This is a genomic window from Cupriavidus sp. SHE, from assembly GCF_000812445.1.
Lineage (GTDB): Bacteria > Pseudomonadota > Gammaproteobacteria > Burkholderiales > Burkholderiaceae > Cupriavidus > Cupriavidus metallidurans.
Window position 1 is genome coordinate 157,607 of record NZ_JWMB01000049.1, and the last position, 18,820, is coordinate 176,426.

Sequence of the window (18,820 nt, forward strand, 5' to 3'; positions counted from 1 at the left end):
CGCTACGCACCTCCTGATTGAGTGCAGGCGGCCTGGGCACTACTGAGCCACGCGCCCGTTATTACTTTTATCCTTCGCCCCCTTCTTCCTCCGACCTGGATTGCATATCCCCGTTGTACCAATCCACGCGGCGTGTCACCGTCATAATGCTGGCCAGCACCAGGAAGAGCAGGGTCGAACCCAGCAGTAGCGCGTTGTCCTCGGAAACCAGAATGCCGTACAGCGCGCCATACAGCGCCGCAATCAACGCCGCGAAACTCGCGCCTCGGCGCCAGCTGTGGAGGACGAACGTCAGGTAGAAGGCGAGCAGTCCGATGCACGCGGCACTCGCGGCCAGATAGGCGAACAGGAATGTCACGTGCTCGGAAAGGCTGACGAGCATGAGGAAGAACAGGGTCAGCGCCAGTCCAACGAGCAGGTACTGGATCGGATGAATCCGCAGTCCCTTGATCTGCTCGAATACATAGAAGCCGGCGAAGGTCAGTAGCACGAACAGCAGCCCATACTTGATGGCACGCTCGACACGTACATAGCCGTTGACCGGATCGATCAGCGTGACGGAGATGGATTCCGCGGCGTTCGCCGGGGCGGTCACGCTTGGTTGCGTACGCTCGCCATTCTCCATGGGCAGAAGGCGCTCTCGCACGTGGGTGTTGAGCGCGTTGACCGACCATTCGGCGCGGAAGCCACTGGCGTCCACCGTGCGCTGGCGTGGCAGGAAGTCGCCATCGAAACTGGGGTGCGGCCATGCGGATCGCATACTGAACGTATTCATGTCCGCGACCGGCGCGAACGCGATGGAACGGCTTCCAAGCAGGGAAAGCGTGAGCGAGAACGGCACGACGCGCGCGTCGGCGGGCTTGCCGGCCGCACCGCGGAGGTCAAGGTCCGCATGGAGCCCCTGGCCCAACCCATTGAGTTGCGCGCCTTGCTCCATTTCCAGCGACTTTCCGGCGAGTTGCATGACCGGCGCCGCAGCAAGGCCGCGCATGTCGGACACGCCCAGTGCCACGAACGGCTCGCCCAGTTCGAAGCGGACATGCCCGGCGGATTTCTCGAATGCGGTGGCCGCCTTCAGGTCAGGCAAGACGAAGGTGCCCGTCCACTGGCTCGCCGCCTCATAAACAATCGCCTTGTGGATGCCTCGGTACCGTTCGCTGGGCTTGATCTCGGTTTGAACCTGGAGGGACTTCGGGAAGACCAGCAACTGTCGCGCGACCTCCCGGTACTGCGTCTGTGTCTTGCGGCCCTTGGCATCCTTTGCTTCGGATTCCACGAGGACTTCCTTGTAAGGCAGGACGATGATCGGGCCAGTCAAGGTTTGCGGGCCGGCATAACTACGCCAGATGCTTTGCTCGGCGGACTCGTGGAGCTGGCTGCGCTCCTCCACTAGATTGAAGACCATCTGCAGGGCGGCCCACAGCACCAGGATCAGGCCCGCCGCGACCAGAACCTTGTAGGGATAAGAGCGAAAGTTTTTCATGACTGTCTTGCGAGTGAAGATGCAGCAAGACTAGCGATCGCGGGTGAGGAGGGCGTGTGGTTGGCGTGAAGCCGTTGTGAAGGCTGCGCTCCGTCTTTCGCGTTACGTCATGTGTTGCGCGTCATGCGGAGATGGGCAGGACCATCACTGCGCTGGCGCCACCGCCCTCTCTGTTGGTAACGGTAGCGCTGCCATGGTGCAGCAGGGCAACTTCGCGAACCAGACATAGGCCAAGCCCGGTGCTGCGCTCGCCGCCATCGGGGCGGGGCAGGGAATAGAAGCGCTCGAACAGCCGCGAAAGCGCGTACTCGGGGATGCCGGGACCTCGGTCCTCGATCCTGAGCGTGATCTGATCCTGATGGGGTCCCGGTTCCAGCATCACGTCGACGTCGGTCGCCGACGGCGCGAAATCCAGGGCATTCTCGATCAGGTTGACGATTGCCTGCCGCAGCAGGAACACGTCGCCGGAGACGTCGAAGGATTGTCCCTCCGCCGGTGGCCGCCAATGCAGGCTTACGCCGCGTTGGCGCGCCCGTGGCTCCAGTGACGCAAGAATATGCTCGATCTCCTGCGCCAGCTGCACGGGTTCGCGTTTCTCCAGGCGCTGGCGTTGTTCGACTTCGGCGAGTGCCAGAAGCTTGCGGATCAACAGATCGAGCCGCTGCGCCTGACTGCGGATATTGCCGAGAAAGCGTTGGCGGTCTGCCGTCGGCATGTCCTCCTGAAGCAGTTCCGCCGCGCCGCCGATGGCGGCCAGCGGGCTCTTCATTTCGTGCGTCAGCGTGTGGATATAGTGCTCAACGTACTGCTTGTCTTCCAGTCGCACGCGCATGGTTTCCACCGCTCGGCCGAGTTCCGCGAGTTCGCTGGCGCCGCGCAAGGGCATCTCTGCGCGCTCGCCGGCCGCGACGGCCCGAGCATAGCGCTGCAGCTTGCGCAGCCCATACACGAGCCAGAGCGTGCACACCAGTCCAATCACCGCAGCGCCGCCGATCAGCAACAGCCCGTACATCAGGATAGTGCGCTGACTGCGCGCGATGAACGGCGCCACGGTCTGATTCGGCTTGGCCACGGTCAGCACGCCGATGATCCGTTCGCCGTCGCGGATCGGGGCCGCCACATACATGACCGTGCTGCTGTCGTCGTTGGGGTCGGAGGGCGTGCTGCGAGCGCCATACTTGCCTTGCAGGGTCAGGTAGACATCGTTCCACCGGGAGTAGTCTTGTCCGACCGCCGCGCCGGACGAGTCGAAGCGGACGATGCCACGATCATCGGTGATGTAGATGCGGTACCCGACGGCACCCTTGTGCATCCCCCACACGCTGGCTTCGACGGGCTGCTCATGCAGCCGCGCCATATGATTCGCGAAATTGCCGTCGGCGAGATGACCGCTCTTGAAATCGTCGGTGGCCAGCACGGCGAGGACGTTGGCGGTGTCCACGAGGGTGTCTTCCATGGCCTGACGCACGCCAGGTTTTACTTCCTGGACAAACACGCGCAAGGTCAGGAACGCTGCCAGCCCGACGATCAGGAAGAAGCCAAAGAAGATGCGCAGGCCGATATGCATGGAATGCCCTTATCTTCCTTATCGTGATTCGAGTGAGTAGCCCATGCCGCGATGGGTCCGGATCGGGTCGCCAGCGGGGTCGATCTCGCGGAGCTTGGCTCGGAGCGTCTTAACGTGCGTGTCGACGGTACGATCGACCGTATCGAGCGAATCGTGCCAGACCAGATCCATGAGCTGTGAGCGGGCGAAGATACGCCCCGGGTGTTGCACCAGAAGCGCCAGCAGGCGGTATTCGTAGCGGGTGAGGTCCAGCCATCGGCCACGATAGGCCAGGCGGGCGCCGTCGGTGTCATGGACGAAATCGGCGTCCTCCTGGGCCATTGGCGATGGTTGGGGTGAGTCGCTGGCGCCCTTGGCGCGACGGAGAATCACGCGCACGCGAGCGGCAAGCTCACGTGGCGAGAATGGCTTTACCACGTAGTCATCCGCACCAATTTCGAGCCCGACGATGCGGTCGATTTCCTCGTGCCGGGCCGTCAGGAAGATGACGGGAACGTCCGAAAAGGTCCGCATCGATCGGCAAACCTCGAAGCCGCTGATATCGGGCAGCCCAACGTCGAGGATAACGAGATCGGGGCGTCGCGATCGCACGCGATCCAATGCTTCACTCCCCAGCGTGCAAGTCTCGACCTGCATACCTTCCGTGCGTAGGGCGTACAGAATCGTGTCCGCAATGGCTGATTCATCTTCCACCACAAGTACGGTTGGCTGTTTCATTACACAATTCTCGCTATCAGGTTTAAATCTCTGCCGCGACGCCGCGTTTGTGGAAATAGATGCGTTCCGCGGCCCATCGCAAAGGCGCCGAATGCAACAGGACATCGAATGCCCAATCCGACTGGAAATGGTCGAACGCCCAACGTAGCAGCCGCTTGGTCCGAAAACGCGGCGCGCTCTGTTCGGCCACTTGCTCTGGCGTTGCGGCGCCGGTCTGAAGGTGCGCCGCGATGGCCCGCCCGACGGCTTCGCCATGCCGCCACGCCGCGTGAATGCCGCCGGCCGTCACCGGCGACACGATACCAGCCGCGTCGCCCGTCAGCAGTACGCCATCCCGGGCCAACGGATATACCGGGCCGCCACAGGGTATCAGGCCGGCACGGGTCGTGGTCGGTGTCGCATCCTCCGGTACACCGAGCAGGTGCCGCACACGCCGAAGAAAGCCGTCGATATCCGGCGCTGCCCGACGCCGTGGCGCATGGCGCAGCGCCAGGCCAGCTTGCACACCGGTGGGATTCTGGGCCACCCAACCAATATACCCAGGCGCGAAGTGCTTGCTGGCGAAGCAATGCAGGGCATCTGGATCGGAGAGTTGCAGGCCGGCAAACTCGTATTCGACGCCGTAGAGGAAGGCGTGACCTTGCCCGAGTCCGGCAATCTGGGCCACCCTTGACCTCGCGCCGTCAGCACCTACCAGGTACCGCGTGCGGCCGACGCCCGGCACGGACCATCCGGCACCGGATCGTGCCGCTTGACTGAAAGAGGTGCCGAGACGCAGGTCGACCCCGTGATCGACCAGCTCCGAGGCCAGCCAGCGCATCAGATTCGGCGTATCGGTGGTGAGGAAGTAGTAGCCGGGCGCCGCCAACGCGAGGCTGCGCAGCGCCGGCGAATAGAGGCGAACCTTCTCGATGCGTCGCAGGCAATCGGCAGGAGCGCGGCCGAGCCATGTCTGCTCGGCCGCCTCCTTGACCAGGATGCCAGTGGTGTGAAGCTTGCTCCCGGGGTCTGCCTTCCGCTCTAGCACCACCACGCGCAATCCCGCGCGTGCCGCAGCCAGTGCGCAGGCGGCGCCTGCAAAGCTCGCGCCGACGACTACCACGTCATGGTCAAAATCCTGGGTTCGCGTCGCCATCTCGGTTCCTTTCTAGTGATTGGATGGCCCGGAGTATTCGGCGCGTGGGTGAAGGCAGGATGAGGTGAAGGTGAAGGGAACATGGTGCCCGGCACTTGGCACGCATCTGTGACGTGGAGTTTACAACTCCACGTCAGCATATGGCGACAAGAAGGCGATCCCGGATTTGTCGAAACGGCATTGCAATATTCATGCTGTTGGCCCGAGAGGTTGAGGCTTGGCGGTATCGGCTGGCGAACTCGCTTTCGCGCTTGGTGAAACCTTTCCGTGTCGCACGCCATCGATCTCGGCGATCAGTTCCTCTTCACTGGGCATCGGATCGCTGTCAAAGCGCAGAAGTCTGTCGCCCGCGAAGTATGCCGTCAATCGTCGCTGCTGCACGATATCGCGATGGCCGCGCCGGAAGGTGAAAACGTAGTCCCAGCGATCTGCATGGAAGACATCTGTCAGCAAAGGTGTGCCAAGCAGGAAGCTCACCTGATCCCGGGTCATGCCGGGTCTGAGTTGGGCGACCGACTCACGCGACACAAAGTTGCCCTGTTCGATCGTGATCTGATAGGGCGTGATGGCGTGTGCCAAAGTGAGTGAGCCGCGGTCATAGGCGGCGCAGCCAGTGAGCAGAGCCAATGCGATCCCATAGGATGCGGCGCGAGCGTAGTTGGAGGACATGTGTAGCAAGTTCTGTTCTGGCGGACAGCGCTCCGTCAGAGATAGCGAGAGACCAGGATGATGGCGGCCGGAATGCACACGAAGACCGTGCTCAGAACGCCGCCAAATGCCCCGCCATGTTCGTCTGTACCCGTCTCCCGCGAAACGAACCAAGGCACGAATAGTGCGCAGAGAAGAATGGCAACGGGAGTGATGTTGAGTAAGGCCAGCATATCGTCCATGGTGAGGCCTGCGACGTGGGTTCTGACGCTTCCAGTATTGGTAAGCGGCCGTGTCTGGATATTCGGAAGTTTCCGATTTTCTGGACGAAAGGGTGGGCGGTCCGCCCGATGTCGTCCAGCCGCATGTTGTCGATGAACGGATGACTGGGTGGCGATGCAAAGGGCAGTCTGTCGATGCCCTTGTCTCTCTTTTAGGTTCAGCAGTTCACCCCTGCTGCGCTGGTGGTCCGTATAAACACGGCAAGCGGGGTGGAACGCAACAGCAAGAGACTTTCCTGATGCGGTGTCGCGTCCGCTTTTGATGTCATCTGGCATGGGCTCGACTTGGACATCTCCGATGACCGAGTACGGTAACGATCGGTGGCAACACTGGGAATACGCTTGCCTGGTCCGGTGCGTTCTTGGTGATCCCAGCGGCTGACCGTGATCGTCGGGGGCTTTCCGGAAATGCCCCCTTATAGGGGCCAATGGACGTAGAGATGATCACGGTCCTTATCGTTGACGACCACCCAGCCGTTGGGCCCGTCATCAAGACGCGCTTTCGTAGCTGAAATTCCAGGGAAGGGCGCCTTGATTTTCAGGAGGACGTACTCATCGTCACGGAAGCCGTAGGCTCGGCGATTGATGACCTTGATGATGTTTGATGCTCTCGACCGCGCTGGTGTTGAGCCGATGCTGGCATCGGGCGAGGATGCTGTGCCAGTAGATCTGCAAGTGCTGGCCGAACAACTTCATGGCTGGAATCTGGCTTTGCCTTGTCTGGGTGCAGCAATGTTCCCAAGCCTTCTGGGCCCATGCCGGGCGGCGGTAGAACCACAGGCGCCTTAGCGCGGGGAAAAGTACATTGCCGCAGAACTACGGAGATACCTTGGAGGGGGTGATCGCCGCCAACTGGAAGTAAAGGTAAGGCCGGCTACGGCTTGGCGGCTGGCCGGCCTCGTCCCGCACCCCGATGACTTCAGCCGTGATCGGCATACGTAAGACATGGCAGGTCGTCATGTGGAGCACAATGCAAGCTCAAGGCGATGCGTCAGGCAAAGCGAGATGCTGCCGTAAAACGGCAAGGGGCGATCAATGGGACTACTGGTGAATGGTGAATGGCAGGACAGGTGGTATGACACTACCTCCACCGGTGGCCGTTTCGTGCGTAAGGATGCGGCTTTCCGCAACTGGGTCACTTGCGATGGCACGGCGGGGCCCACTGGTATAGGTGGATTCCGCGCGGAGCCGGGCCGCTACCACCTCTATGTCAGTCTGGCTTGCCCTTGGGCACACCGGACACTGATCATGCGCCAGCTCAAAGGGCTGGAAGACATGATCAGTCTTTCGGTCGTGCACTGGCTGATGCACGAGGAGGGCTGGACCTTTGCCGACGGCCCTGGGGTGATACCAGACTCTGTCAGTGGCGCACGCGTGCTGCATCAGGTCTACACATTGGCTAACCCGCAGTACACCGGGCGGGTGACCGTGCCTGTGCTGTGGGACAGGCAGCAGGCCACGATCGTCAGCAATGAATCGTCGGAAATCATCCGTATGATGAACAGCGCATTCGACGGGCTTGGGGCGAGGCCAGGGGATTACTACCCGCTTGATCTGCGCGCGCAGATCGATGCCGTCAACGCGCGGATCTACGACACCGTCAACAACGGTGTGTACAAGGCAGGTTTCGCCACCTCTCAGGCGGCCTACGAGGAAAGCGTGCGGTCATTGTTCGATACGCTGGACTGGCTGGAGGCACATCTCTCCCAGCAGCGCTGGCTGGTCGGAAATCGTTTTACCGAAGCCGACATCCGGCTCTTTACCACACTGATCCGTTTCGACGCCGTATATGTAGGGCACTTCAAGTGCAACCTGCGCCGAATCGTCGACTATCCGGCCTTGTCAGCCTATTTGCGGGATATCTACCAACGGCCAGGCATCGCAGGCACGGTCGATTTCCTGCACATCAAGGGCCACTACTATGAAAGCCATCGGATGCTGAACCCCACGGGGATCGTGCCGTTGGGTCCAATGCTTGATTTCTCCTCGCCGCATGGGCGAGAGCGGTTGGGGCAGGCCTGACCGTTTGCTTTGGCCGGGGCGCTTGTTCAGGCATACGGCATTGCGCGCCGGAACTTTGCGCATGCGCACGCTCATTTCTGATGGCTCAGATTCGACGGCCGGCATTGGCAATGGGTGGCCGGCCTGCTGGTCTCCCGCAATTGGTTTGCTACGAGTTTCGATTGCCATGTTGCTATTGCGATAAGAAAACTTATCGCAATAGCTTTTCCAAAGATGCACAAGGGACAGGTCTCGCGGCCATCGTGCTCGTAGCCGCGAGTGCTGCACGCAATGGCCGCTGAGACTTACTCGACCCTGACCTTCACGTACCGGCCGGGCGCGGGTTCGATCGGCTGGAACCGGCTGTCGCCGAGATTCGCCGGCGCTGCCTTTTGCTTGCCGCCGTGACGCTTGAGCCAGGCGCTCCAGTGCGTCCACCAGCTTCCCGGCGTGGACTGTGCGGAAGCGAGCCAGTCCTCTGCATGATCTCCCTGCGCGCCGGCGCTCCAGTAGCCGCGCTTTTGCTTGGAGGCCGGATTGATGACACCGGCGATGTGGCCACTTTCGCCCAGCACGAACTCGCTATCGCCACCGAGCAGTTGCGTGCTGCGATAGGCCGACTGCCAGGGGACGATGTGATCCTCCTTGGTGGCCAGGATGTAGCTCGGCACCTTGATCTTGCTCAGGTCGATCGAATGCCCGCACATCGACAACTCGTCGCGTTTGCATAGCCGGTTTTCCAGGTACATATTGCGCAGGTACCACGCGTACATGGGGCCGGGCAGGTTGGTCGCATCGGCGTTCCAATAGAGCAGGTCGAAGGCCGCTGGCGATTTTCCCTTCAGGTAGTTGGTGACGACGTACGGCCAGATCAGGTCGTTGGGTCGCAGGGTCTGGAAGACGAAGGCCAGTTCCTTGCCGGAGTAAATGCCACCGTTGCCAATGCTCTGCTCGCGTGCCACGACGGTGGCTTCGTCGAGGAAGAAACCGAGGTCGCCCGGGTCGGTGAAGTCGAGCATAGTCGTCAGCAGGGTCATGCTGGCCACCATGTCTTCGCCGCGTGCCTCCTGGACGGCCAGCGCCGAGGTCAGCAGCGTGCCGCCGACGCACCAGCCCAGCGCGTTCACCTGGCTTGCGCCACCGATGGCACGGCTGACTTCGAGGGCCTTGATGACACCTTCCACATAGTCGTCCCAGGTGGTACCGCGCATGTCTTCCTGCGGATTGCGCCACGAAGTGACAAAGACCGTGTAACCCTGTTCGCAGGCGAAACGGACGAAGGAGTTCTCCGGCTGGAGATCGAGGATGTAGTACTTATTGATGCAGGGCGGCACGATCACCAGCGGGCGCGACATCACCTTCGATGTCAGCGGCTTGTATTGGATCAGCTGCATCACATCGCATTCGAACACCACGGCGCCTTCGGATGTGGCGACGTCACGGCCCACCTCGAACGCCGACTCGTCGGTGATGGCGATGCGCCGCTGACGCATGTCCTCGACATAGTTCGCGAAGCCGTTCAAGAGGCTTTCACCGTTGGTCTCCAGTGCGAGCCGGATTGCTTCCGGGTTGGTGGCCAGGAAGTTGGACGGGCTCATGGCATCGACGAGTTGCCCCAGGAAAAAGGACAGTTTGCTCTTGTCGTCGTCGTCGTCCAGATGGATCGACTCGGCCAGTTCGGCAAGCGTCTTGGCATTGAGCAGATAGCCTTCCTTGAGCATCCGGTACCACGGGTTCTCGTCCCAGTCCTTCACCGCGAACCGGCGGTCCGGCTTTTGGTCTGCTCCGGCCTGGCCAAATGCCGAGGCCAGTATTGAGAACTGACCTTCAAGGTGGCGCAAGCCGGACTGCATCAGACGGGGCATGTCGATGCTGCTGGGCAGGTAGCGTGGGTAGGCGAAAAGCTCCGCGAGCGTCGTCAGCGGCGAGGGAAAACCGCTCAGCAGCGGATTGGCATGCGGTGTCGGCACAGGCATTGGCGTTCTCATGACGAATGGCGTGTTATTTCGGGCGGATGCGCGGCTCATTGCTCGCGTCGTTTTGCTGACGTCGGCATGATCAGGGCGTCACCGTCGACCACGACCTTGTCCTGGACCATGCAGACCGTGCTGAGGGCGACACGCCGTTTCTCCGGTTGGAGATCCGTGACCGTGACCGTCACATTCACGGTTTCACCAGGCTTCACCGGGGCCCTGAAGCGCAGGTTCTGGCTCAGGTAGATCGATCCCGGGCCGGGCAGGCGACTGGCCAACGCTGCCGAGATCACGCTGGCCGTCAGCATCCCGTGGGCGATGCGCCCGCCAAACGGCGTGGTCTTCGCAAAGTCTTCGTCGAGATGGATGGCGTTGTTGTCGCCGGAAGCCGTCGCGAACAACTCGATATCGGTTTCAGTGATGGTCTTGGCGTAGCTTGCGGTCATGCCAAGCTGCAGGTCTTCGTAGTCATAGCCATTCAGGGTGTTCACGAGGTCTCCTTGATAGTGTTGAAAGCTGTTCGGGCGCCAGATCCAGGCGATACCCGCGCGCCGACGCGCGCGGCGCCGCGTATCGTTCAACGGGTGGTCGATGCGTAGCCGGATCCCGCGCCTCAATGGGCGCGTGCCCCATCTTCAGTGCATGGAGCGCGTGTGCAGGCTGTGCCGGGGACTAACGGACGATCGGTTCTTCATCCCCCGCGATGCAGGGTCTGCACTTCGATCGGCGATCCGGGGGCATTCACATGCGGAATGTCCCGGCGTGTGTCGTGGACGGGGTTGCTGACGGGGGCGCTCAAGCATGAACCGAACATGGATTCAAGAGCCCCAGCATAGGTGGGCAACTGGCGATCGACTTTGCATGAGCAGCCAGGGCGTTGACATTTCGTGCCATGCCATCCATGCGTAGCGATGGAAATGGAGGGCGCGTTACCCGTGGCAGCGGGTTGTCCACCTAATTTCAGACGTTTCTGGTCTGAATGCCAAACGCGTGGGGAGTCAGAATTGACCAGGAGTTTTGTGGCATTACCCAGATGTCGCCCCGGCGTCTCTGCAGGCCACTAAATCGCGGCAGTTCGTTCTGATGGCTATCAATGCTCTGGATTTTCTCGCCGGCCGCTTCCGGGTGGAGCAGGTGCGCGTGGGACTGCCGCAAGTCAACACCATCGCAAAGGCCACGCTTTGGTCGCGGCGAGATGCGCGGGCCCGGTGGGAGCACGTGTCGGAGAGGGCCGGCATCGAGACGTTGACTCCAGTCAAGGAGACCGGGGTGGTACGGGGATACTGTAACTAAATCGATTCAGTTTACGAATCGAGAAACGCTCCCCGCATGCCGTGCCGGTATCCCGTGCCTGAAGGCAGGGTAATGCCACCAGTTCGGCAATCGGTCAGCCGTTTGCAAACCGATTCGCCCTCAACCCAAGACCTCTATGTTCAAACACATCCTGCTGCCCGTGGACGGTTCCGACCAATCTCGCAAGGCTGTATCGGCGGCCATTGAATTTGCCCGTAGCACCAGGGCCCGCCTGACGCCATACATTTGCAAGGAAGAGCCTCGCTTGTCCATTTCGATGAGCGCGGCGGTTGATACCGGAAGTGTCGAGAGCAGGCTCGAAAGTGCGGCCCGGGAGGAGCTCTCCCGGATTGAAGCCGCAGCCGCATTGGCGGGAGTACCGTGTATTGGAAAAACGTCCTCCGCCTCGGCACCACATCTTGGGATTATCGAGAAAGCCAATGAACTGCAGTGCGACGTCATTTTCATGGCGTCGCACGGTCGAAAGGGGTTGGGAAAACTGCTGCTTGGCAGCGTCACGCAGGACGTGCTCTCCCATAGCACGATCCCCGTTCTCGTGTTCCGATAAACGCAGTTCGCCAGACGATTCCACAAACAGAAGAGGAGGAGGTCATCGTGTACAAGAAAATCCTGTTGGCTGTTGATGATAGTGATGCCGCCGAGCTTGCCCTTGCGCAGGCCGTGACCGTAGCAAAAGCCATGAGGGCGGAGGTCAAGGCATTATTTGTTGTCACACAGGCGCTTGGCAGCACCTTGACGCCCGCTGAGGCGGCAACCGCGGCCATCGGCAAGCGGATACTGGAACATGTCCGGTCGAAGATGGAAGCTAACGGCTTGCACTACTCCACCGAGCTGCTTGAGGAGGCGGGGTCGGCAGCAGGACAGATTGCCGACACGATCACCAGCGAAGCCAATGACTGGGAGGCCGATCTGATCGTAATGGGAACGCACGGCCGACGCGGCATCAAGCGTATGGTGCTTGGTAGCGTTTCAGAGGGCGTATTGACGCAATCCAGGATCCCTGTGCTGGTGGTGCGCAGCGATTTCGAGGATTGAACGTCTGGGGCATGCTGACTGGCCGCTCATTGCCAATATTGTGCTGACACCCTTGCCGTTGCTGTAGGCAGCATCGACATTGGGCAGCACTGCATGCCCCGGATAGGTCAGGCAGACGTTCGCTTTGCCGGCCAATTGTGACCGTTCCCGCCGGAACTTGGGAAACATCCGTTCCTATCCAATTGCGCTTGCTGTTGGTATACGGGTTTTCTTCAGGAACAGTCGTGCTGTCCCAAGTACCTTCGCATCAAGCCCCACCTTCGCGCCTTGGCAGCGAAGCGAACGATGCTATTCGCCAACTCAAGACACTCACCGAGATTCTTCCGGCCGACAGTCTGCTGCGCAAGGCTGCGTTGGCACTGCTGTTGGAAGCGAATGCCAGAGCGCAATCGGATGCCTTGCCATTGGCGTTGGCATCGCCTCCCGCACTGACGCCTGCGGTCCCGGAGATCACTGGGGGGCACGCATGACAGCCGCCGAATTCCAGCAGTTTTTCATGCAGATGGGGCGAGCGCTCGCAATTCTCAGTGTCATTCTCTTTGTCGTCATTCGTCTGGCGTGCCCGCACGAGAATGGGAAAAAGTAGCCGCCCCCGCAAGCCGTATCGTCCACGTCAGGCAGAGGCACATCTCCCCGGACGCTTGCAGCCGTGGGTGCTCGACAAGCTCTTCGCGCCGCTCGAAAGCATGTTGCAACACATCCGGAACGGCGGCGAGCTGGAAGTCGATGACGATGAGCAGCTTTGGTACTACAGCACGACGATGGGAGGCAGTTTCAAATGTGCCGAACTGCTCGAGTCGTTCGGCGACATCTTCGCCCGGCAGCGGCAGCGCGACACGCATGCACCGGATCCCGAAGCGCTGTACGCAATGGCGGCAAGCATGACGGCGGAAATCCTGGCGATGCGCGAGGTGGAAGCTGCCATTGCCTGTGCCAGCGAGATGCGAGGCTATATGGCCGCGTCGTCATTGGGGAACATGAAGGATGCGGTGCTGCTGGCATCGCTGGACAGTCACATGACGACCGTGTACGGGCAGGGGGATGCGTAAGCGCTGAGGGCGTGTCTCGCCCGTCTTCCTGTTCTCCTGTCTCATGGGGTTGTGACGGACGACTCCCGTGACGCGATGCGGCGGCGCACCTGCCTTGCGACCCATCCGTGAAGGCTTTCCAGGAATTTCTCCGGCCAGCTTGTGCCGCCTCTGAATCCCGAAGTCATCTCGGCCCCCGACAGTCTGGCGAAGCATGGCGGCTACTGCAGCGACCCTGTGCCGGGACTCCACCTGGAGCGCCCTTGACCGCAATTTCGCCTCTTCGCCTCTTCGCCTCTTCGCCTCTTGTTTCCCTGATGACGCCACTCCGATCGTTCATTTGTCTTCTGGCCGCAGCCAGTCTTCCCGCAATCTCACTGGCTCAATCGGTCAACCATCAATCACCCTCCGAGCAGATTTCCGTTGGCACACTGTCGATCATTGCCAGCCCGGCTGCCAGTGTCGCCGCGAGTGCCGAAGGCAGCGATCCGGCCGCGGCGCTGGTCTCGATCGCGGGGGTGGGAAGTGTTCTCGTTGTCACGGGCATCACCGAGGCTGGAAAGGACGCATTCGATGTGCTGCTGGAGGGTTCGAGGCAGGCTGGCAAGGCGTCCTTGAAGGTGACGCGCGGCGCGGTGGAGGCTGTTGGACTCTCCGTCGGTGCCACGGTCAACGTGGTGGCACAGTCGACTGGCACGGTACTGGTTGCATCGGGGAAGGTCCTCGCCTTCCTGCCCAATGCGGCAGGTGAGGCGCTATTGCACCATTCGCGCGTGCCGGGCACGAGCCCCGTTGTTCAACAAGGGGCAGCAAGATGAAAGCGAGAGGTGTCGCGGCCATAGCCGCCAGCGCGATTGCCGCCCTGTGCCTGGCCAACTCGCCGGAGGCCTTCGCCGGCCAGCCGTGTAATGACAGCCCGCTCACGCCGGCTGTACTGCAAACGGCCATGGCAACCGCTCAGCGGGTGACTGGTGATCTGGACCGCCGGGGCGTGCAGGTCGCGCTGCTGGGTCGGGTGGGGCAGGACCTCAGCAAGTACGGACTCAAGTACAGCCATGTGGGCATCGTCTATCGGAGCGCGCCCGGGGCACCGTGGCGCGTCGCCCATCTGCTGAATACCTGTGGAACGAACCAGTCGGATCTTTGGTATGAGGGTGTCGGGAACTTCTATCTGGACGACCTGTTCCTGTTCGACACTCTGGTCATGGTGCCGCCCGAAGACACAGCGAAGGCGCTACTTTCGCGTCTGTCGGACGGACAGACACTGCGCGCCATCCATGACGAGCTTTACAGTCTCGTGGCATATCCATTCTCGACGCGCTATCAGAATTCGAACGGCTGGGTCATCGAAACCGTGGCCGCTGCAAGCGCGCGCGACGCCACCATCCGTGATCGTGGGCAAGCACAAGCGTGGCTGGAGTTGGCGGGCTACAAGCCGTCCGAAATGGAATTTGGCACGCTGACCCGACTCGGTGGAAGGATGTTCAAGGCCAACGTGGCATTCGATGATCACCCCGATTCCCTGCGGTTTGCGGGCCGGATCCGTACCGTGACCGTCGAATCGATCAAGACCTTCCTCAAGACCCAGCGAAAGGGCTGGGACATCTTCGAGATTCCGGGTCGGCGCTAGACATTAATCGCTGACAGAGATTTCCGCTCGAGGCTTGCCGATTGTCAGATGGACATTGGAAAGCCCCGACCGGTCATCTCCCGTCTGGATGGCCGGTTAAGCCTTCCTGTTCACCCCGCGCCGCACATTCACCGCCTCGCTCAGCAGTTCCAGCACCGTCACGGAGTCCTCCCACCCGATGCAGGCGTCCGTGATGCTCTGACCATAAGTCAGACCCGACGGGTTGTGCTCTCCGGGCGTGAACTTCTGGGCGCCGGGTACCAGATGGCTCTCGACCATCAGGCCGAAGATCGACTGGCTGCCGCCGCTGACCTGCTGCGCCACGTCGCGTGCGACGTCGATCTGGCGTTGGTGCTGCTTGTTGCTGTTGGCATGGCTGCAATCGACCATCAACGAATTGCGCAGCCGCGCCGCTTCCAGTTCCTTGCAGGCTGCGGCGACGGCCTCCGCATCGTAGTTGGGCGCCTTGCCGCCGCGAAGAATGACGTGGCAGTCCGGATTGCCCTTGGTATGGACCGTCGCGACCTGGCCGTTCTTGTGCACACCAAGGAAGTGGTGCGGGCGCGATGCGGCCTGGATTGCATCGATCGCGATCTTGATGTTTCCATCGGTGCCATTCTTGAAGCCAATGGGCGCGGAGACGCCCGAAGCCAGTTCCCGGTGTACCTGGCTTTCGGTCGTGCGGGCGCCAATCGCACCCCAGCAGATCAGATCGCCGATGTACTGGGGCGAAATGACGTCCAGGAACTCGCCGGCCGCCGGCAACCCGAGGCGGTTGATATCCACCAGCAGGCTGCGCGCGATGCGCAGGCCTTCGTCGATGCGATAGCTCTCGTCCAGGTAGGGGTCGTTGATCAGGCCCTTCCAGCCGACCGTGGTGCGGGGCTTCTCGAAATACACCCGCATCACGATTTCCAGCGAGTCCGCGTAGCGCTCGCGTTCGGCCGCCAGACGCCGTGCGTAGTCGAGCGCGGCCTGCGGGTCGTGGATCGAGCAGGGGCCCATGATCACGAGCAGCCGGTCATCACTGCCATGCAGAATGCGGGAGATGCGCTGGCGCGTCTGGGTGACCAGCGATTCAACGGGGGTGCCACGGATGGGGAAGAAACGGATCAAGTGCTCGGGCGGGGGCAGCGGGATGATGTCCTCCACGCGCGCATCGTCCGTCACACTGGTGCGGTCCGGCGGCGCCTGCCAGCCTTCGGCAACGGTGGGCGGGGACTTTTGTGGATCATTCATGGCTGACTCCTGGGGGAAACTGGGGAATATTGTGCGGCGGCTGATGCCAACCAGGCTTTGTAGCGGAACCCGGCAAACCTGTCATTGCGATACCGCAGGCTAGATCGGGAGAGATTTTAAATGAGCGGAAGGCGTGAGAGGCGCGAAAGGAACTAGGCAGGCATACGACCCGTCCGGTTTCTGCAGGGCAGGCCAGCACTGGTGTTCGGGAGCATTTCCTTGACGGCGCAATTAATGGAGAATGGGCGAACCTGTCTTCACCAAGGCAGGACACAAAATAGAACCACGATATGTCCTCTCGATCCTCGCTGCGCCCCGTCTTGCCGATTCTCATCGGCGCGTCAGTCATGCTGTCCCTTGCCATGGGACTGCGTCAGAGTCTCGGAATCTTCGTGCCGCCGCTGACGCGGGACATCGGGATAACGGTGGGCGACTTCACCATCGCGGTAGCGGTGCAGAACCTCACCTGGGGCTTGCTACAGCCATTCGCCGGCGCGCTGGCGGTCCGGACCGGTTTTCGTCCGCTGATGATGGGGGGATCGTTGCTGTATCTCATCGGACTGGTGTTGCTGGCCACGGCTAATGGTTTGTGGGCCGTGGTGATTGGTGCTGGTGTGCTGATTGGCATGGCCATGGCCACTACGGGCACAGCCTTGGCCATGGCCGCGGCTTCGAGCGCGGTCAGTCAGAACGTGCGAAGCATGATTCTGGGCCTGGTGTCTGCTTCGGGATCGATCGGTGCGATGATCGCGGCGCCCCTGGGCCAGGGCATCACCGGCGAATGGGGCTGGCGCATGGGCGTGGCAGCCTTTGCAGTGCTGGCGGTCGTGATGTTGCCCGCCGCATGGTTTGCGGGCCGCGCGGACAAGGTGAGGGAAGCGCCGGCGGCGCGGGCGCAGCCGGAGCAGAGCGGCCGCCAGGCCCTGATGACCGCACTGCGACACCCTCCGTTCGTTGTCATGGCGCTCGCCTATACGGTATGCGGTATGCAACTGGTCTTCCTGACCACGCACCTGCCTGCGTATCTGGAAGTCTGCGGCATGGATCCGATGTTGTCCGCCAAGGCGCTCGGCCTGATCGGCGGATTCAATATTCTGGGAAGCCTGTTCTTTGGATGGGCCGGCGGCAGGGTCAACAAGCTGCTATTGCTGGGTGGCATCTACATCTGCCGATCGATCGGCTTCATCTGGTTCTTCCACGCACTGCCGACACCAGAAACCACGATGATGTTCTCCGCGATCATGGGCTTTCTGTGGCTTGGGGTGTCGCCGCTGGTGCAGGGGTGGATTGCCCAGACGTTTGGTCTGCGCTGGCAGGCAATGATCGCCGGCGTGGCGTTCTTCAGCCATCAGATCGGGAGTTTCATTGGCGCCTTCGGTGGTGGCTGGCTCTACGACCAGATGCAGAGTTACTCGCTGGCGTGGAAGGTCGGTGCGTCGCTTGGCTTGACCCTCGGGCTGATCCAGGTTGTGTTCGCTTTTGCTTCCACGCCGAGGGCGCCACGGCTGGTGCCCGCGGCGGAGTAGGGGATATCGGCGTTGCCGGCCTCGCGGAGGTGTCGAGTCCGAGATCGGCGGTAGATGGAACGCCGTCCATCGGACGGCTTCTTCCTTTACGCCATCTGGCTGATCGTCTTGCGGAAGCGCCGCAGCGATATCACGAAAAACGCCGCCCCGATCACGAACAGCGCGACGAACTGCACCCACACGACCTCAAGGCCCGCGCCACGGAACAGGATCGCCTGGCTGAGTTCCACGAAGTGGGTGGTGGGCGCCGCCAGCATGATGTACTGGACAATCTCCGGCATGCTTTCGCGTGGCGTATTCCCGCCGGACAACATCTGCAGCGGCATCAGCACGAGCACGAGCAGCATGCCGAACTGCGGCATCGAGCGCGCCAGCGTGGCCATGAAGATGCCCATCGACGTCGTGGCGAACAGGAGCAGCGCGGCGCCGCACAGGAAGAGCGTTTCCGACCCGGCGATTGGCACGTGCAGGGCGCCACGCACGATCAACATCAGTGACATGGCGGCGGCGACCAATACCACCAGCCCCATCGACCAGACTTTGCTGAGCATGATTTCCGACGGCGTGACGGGCATGACCAGCAGGTGTTCGATCGTGCCGTGCTCACGCTCGCGGATCAGCGCGGCGCCAGTCAGGATGATCGACAACATGGTGATGTTGTTGATGATCTGGTTCAGCGCGCCGAACCACGCCAGTGTCAGTGTTGGGTTGAACCGCACACGCAGCGCCAGTTCCACGGGCAGCCGGGTGGTGGAGCGGTACCGGTCCACGAACGTCTGGATTTCGCCCGAGACGATCTGCTGGATGTAACCGCTGCCAGTAAATGCCTGGCTCATGCGCGTGGCGTCGACGTTGAGCTGAATCTCGGCGAAGCGTCCGCCCAAGACATCCCGCTGGAAATTCGGTGGGATATTGAGCGCGAACGTGTAGTTGCCCGCATCCATGCCTGCGTTGACCTCCGACGACGTGATCATCTGCGGCATGGTGAACTGCGGCGGGAAGAAGGCGGAAGCGATCTGTTGCGACAGCGGCGAATGGTCCTCGTCAACAATGGCGATCGGCGCCATGTGCAGCGTATCTGGCTGGGCCGTGGCGGCCGTGTACACCGAGGCCGTGAACGTGTAGATGATCAGCACCAGCATGATCGGGTCACGCGCCAGGCTCCAGAGCTCCTTGACGCCGAGCCGGTAGATATTCGCCAGGTGGCGCAGCGTGCCGCGTCGCGCATCGGCGCGAGCGGGTG

18 protein-coding genes and 1 pseudogene are annotated in these 18,820 nt (G+C 61.6%); 8 read left to right on the top strand and 11 right to left on the bottom strand.

The annotated features are described in order from the left end of the window. Window positions 1–67: 67 nt before the first annotated feature. From creD to RN01_RS33285, 7 genes and pseudogenes are all read right to left on the bottom strand, one after another. On the bottom strand, window positions 68–1,483 hold the full coding sequence (gene creD, locus RN01_RS23785) for a cell envelope integrity protein CreD (RefSeq protein ID WP_017514525.1): 1,416 nt from the start codon (window positions 1,481–1,483) through the stop codon (window positions 68–70). A 121-nt stretch (window positions 1,484–1,604) separates the two neighbouring features. Continuing rightward, window positions 1,605–3,050: a two-component system sensor histidine kinase CreC gene (gene creC / locus RN01_RS23790; RefSeq protein ID WP_017514526.1), complete on the bottom strand. Its 1,446-nt coding sequence runs from the start codon at window positions 3,048–3,050 to the stop codon at window positions 1,605–1,607. An 18-nt stretch (window positions 3,051–3,068) separates the two neighbouring features. Next, the gene (gene creB / locus RN01_RS23795; protein ID WP_017514527.1) at window positions 3,069–3,767 is read right to left on the bottom strand and encodes a two-component system response regulator CreB; all 699 of its coding nucleotides are present in this window, start codon (window positions 3,765–3,767) and stop codon (window positions 3,069–3,071) included. Between the two features lie 22 nt (window positions 3,768–3,789). Then, window positions 3,790–4,902, bottom strand: coding sequence for an NAD(P)/FAD-dependent oxidoreductase (locus RN01_RS23800; protein WP_024569740.1), 1,113 nt, complete (start codon window positions 4,900–4,902; stop codon window positions 3,790–3,792). Between the two features lie 189 nt (window positions 4,903–5,091). After that, window positions 5,092–5,571, bottom strand: coding sequence for an outer membrane protein assembly factor BamE (locus RN01_RS23805; RefSeq protein ID WP_024569739.1), 480 nt, complete (start codon window positions 5,569–5,571; stop codon window positions 5,092–5,094). A gap of 35 nt (window positions 5,572–5,606) precedes the next feature. Then, window positions 5,607–5,792: a hypothetical protein gene (locus RN01_RS23810; protein ID WP_017515770.1), complete on the bottom strand. Its 186-nt coding sequence runs from the start codon at window positions 5,790–5,792 to the stop codon at window positions 5,607–5,609. A 551-nt stretch (window positions 5,793–6,343) separates the two neighbouring features. Then, window positions 6,344–6,620 (bottom strand): annotated as a pseudogene (locus RN01_RS33285) (transposase); the annotation flags it as partial. Between the two features lie 246 nt (window positions 6,621–6,866). On the opposite strand from RN01_RS33285, the gene RN01_RS23815 reads away from it, so the two are divergent. Then, window positions 6,867–7,853, top strand: a complete 987-nt coding sequence (locus RN01_RS23815; protein ID WP_024569738.1) for a glutathione S-transferase family protein — start codon at window positions 6,867–6,869, stop codon at window positions 7,851–7,853. A gap of 284 nt (window positions 7,854–8,137) precedes the next feature. Here RN01_RS23815 and phaC read toward each other — a convergent pair whose 3' ends face one another. Then, window positions 8,138–9,808 carry a class I poly(R)-hydroxyalkanoic acid synthase gene (phaC, locus tag RN01_RS23820; RefSeq protein ID WP_024569737.1) on the bottom strand — a complete coding sequence of 557 codons (1,671 nt, stop codon included), beginning with the start codon at window positions 9,806–9,808 and terminating at the stop codon, window positions 8,138–8,140. A 47-nt stretch (window positions 9,809–9,855) separates the two neighbouring features. Further along, entirely contained in the window at window positions 9,856–10,296 is a 441-nt protein-coding gene (locus tag RN01_RS23825; RefSeq protein ID WP_017514865.1) for a MaoC family dehydratase, read from the bottom strand. Between the two features lie 592 nt (window positions 10,297–10,888). Here RN01_RS23825 and RN01_RS35080 point away from each other — a divergent pair. The 6 genes from RN01_RS35080 (at window position 10,889) to RN01_RS23860 (ending at window position 14,812) form a co-directional block, all read left to right on the top strand. Beyond that, on the top strand, window positions 10,889–11,098 hold the full coding sequence (locus RN01_RS35080; protein ID WP_128646672.1) for a DUF3999 family protein: 210 nt from the start codon (window positions 10,889–10,891) through the stop codon (window positions 11,096–11,098). Between the two features lie 136 nt (window positions 11,099–11,234). Continuing rightward, complete coding sequence (locus RN01_RS23835; RefSeq protein WP_011516405.1) at window positions 11,235–11,666, top strand: universal stress protein; 432 nt, start codon at window positions 11,235–11,237, stop codon at window positions 11,664–11,666. A 47-nt stretch (window positions 11,667–11,713) separates the two neighbouring features. Continuing rightward, a complete protein-coding gene (locus RN01_RS23840) occupies window positions 11,714–12,154 on the top strand; it encodes a universal stress protein (protein WP_017514867.1) in 441 nt (146 codons plus the stop codon). Between the two features lie 653 nt (window positions 12,155–12,807). Beyond that, window positions 12,808–13,203, top strand: coding sequence for a hypothetical protein (locus RN01_RS23850; RefSeq protein WP_017515000.1), 396 nt, complete (start codon window positions 12,808–12,810; stop codon window positions 13,201–13,203). Between the two features lie 296 nt (window positions 13,204–13,499). Continuing rightward, a complete protein-coding gene (locus RN01_RS23855; RefSeq protein WP_017514999.1) occupies window positions 13,500–14,000 on the top strand; it encodes a hypothetical protein in 501 nt (166 codons plus the stop codon). Further along, entirely contained in the window at window positions 13,997–14,812 is an 816-nt protein-coding gene (locus tag RN01_RS23860) for a DUF2145 domain-containing protein (RefSeq protein ID WP_017514998.1), read from the top strand. Before RN01_RS23855 ends, RN01_RS23860 begins: the two co-directional genes overlap by 4 nt. A gap of 96 nt (window positions 14,813–14,908) precedes the next feature. Here RN01_RS23860 and RN01_RS23865 read toward each other — a convergent pair whose 3' ends face one another. After that, on the bottom strand, window positions 14,909–16,051 hold the full coding sequence (locus tag RN01_RS23865; protein WP_017514997.1) for a 3-deoxy-7-phosphoheptulonate synthase: 1,143 nt from the start codon (window positions 16,049–16,051) through the stop codon (window positions 14,909–14,911). Between the two features lie 290 nt (window positions 16,052–16,341). Between RN01_RS23865 and RN01_RS23870 the strand changes: the two genes are divergently transcribed. Next, entirely contained in the window at window positions 16,342–17,577 is a 1,236-nt protein-coding gene (locus tag RN01_RS23870; RefSeq protein WP_029700157.1) for an MFS transporter, read from the top strand. 86 nt (window positions 17,578–17,663) lie between these two features. Here RN01_RS23870 and RN01_RS23875 read toward each other — a convergent pair whose 3' ends face one another. Next, on the bottom strand, window positions 17,664–18,788 hold the full coding sequence (locus RN01_RS23875; RefSeq protein ID WP_024569734.1) for an ABC transporter permease: 1,125 nt from the start codon (window positions 18,786–18,788) through the stop codon (window positions 17,664–17,666). Window positions 18,789–18,820 lie beyond the last annotated feature (32 nt).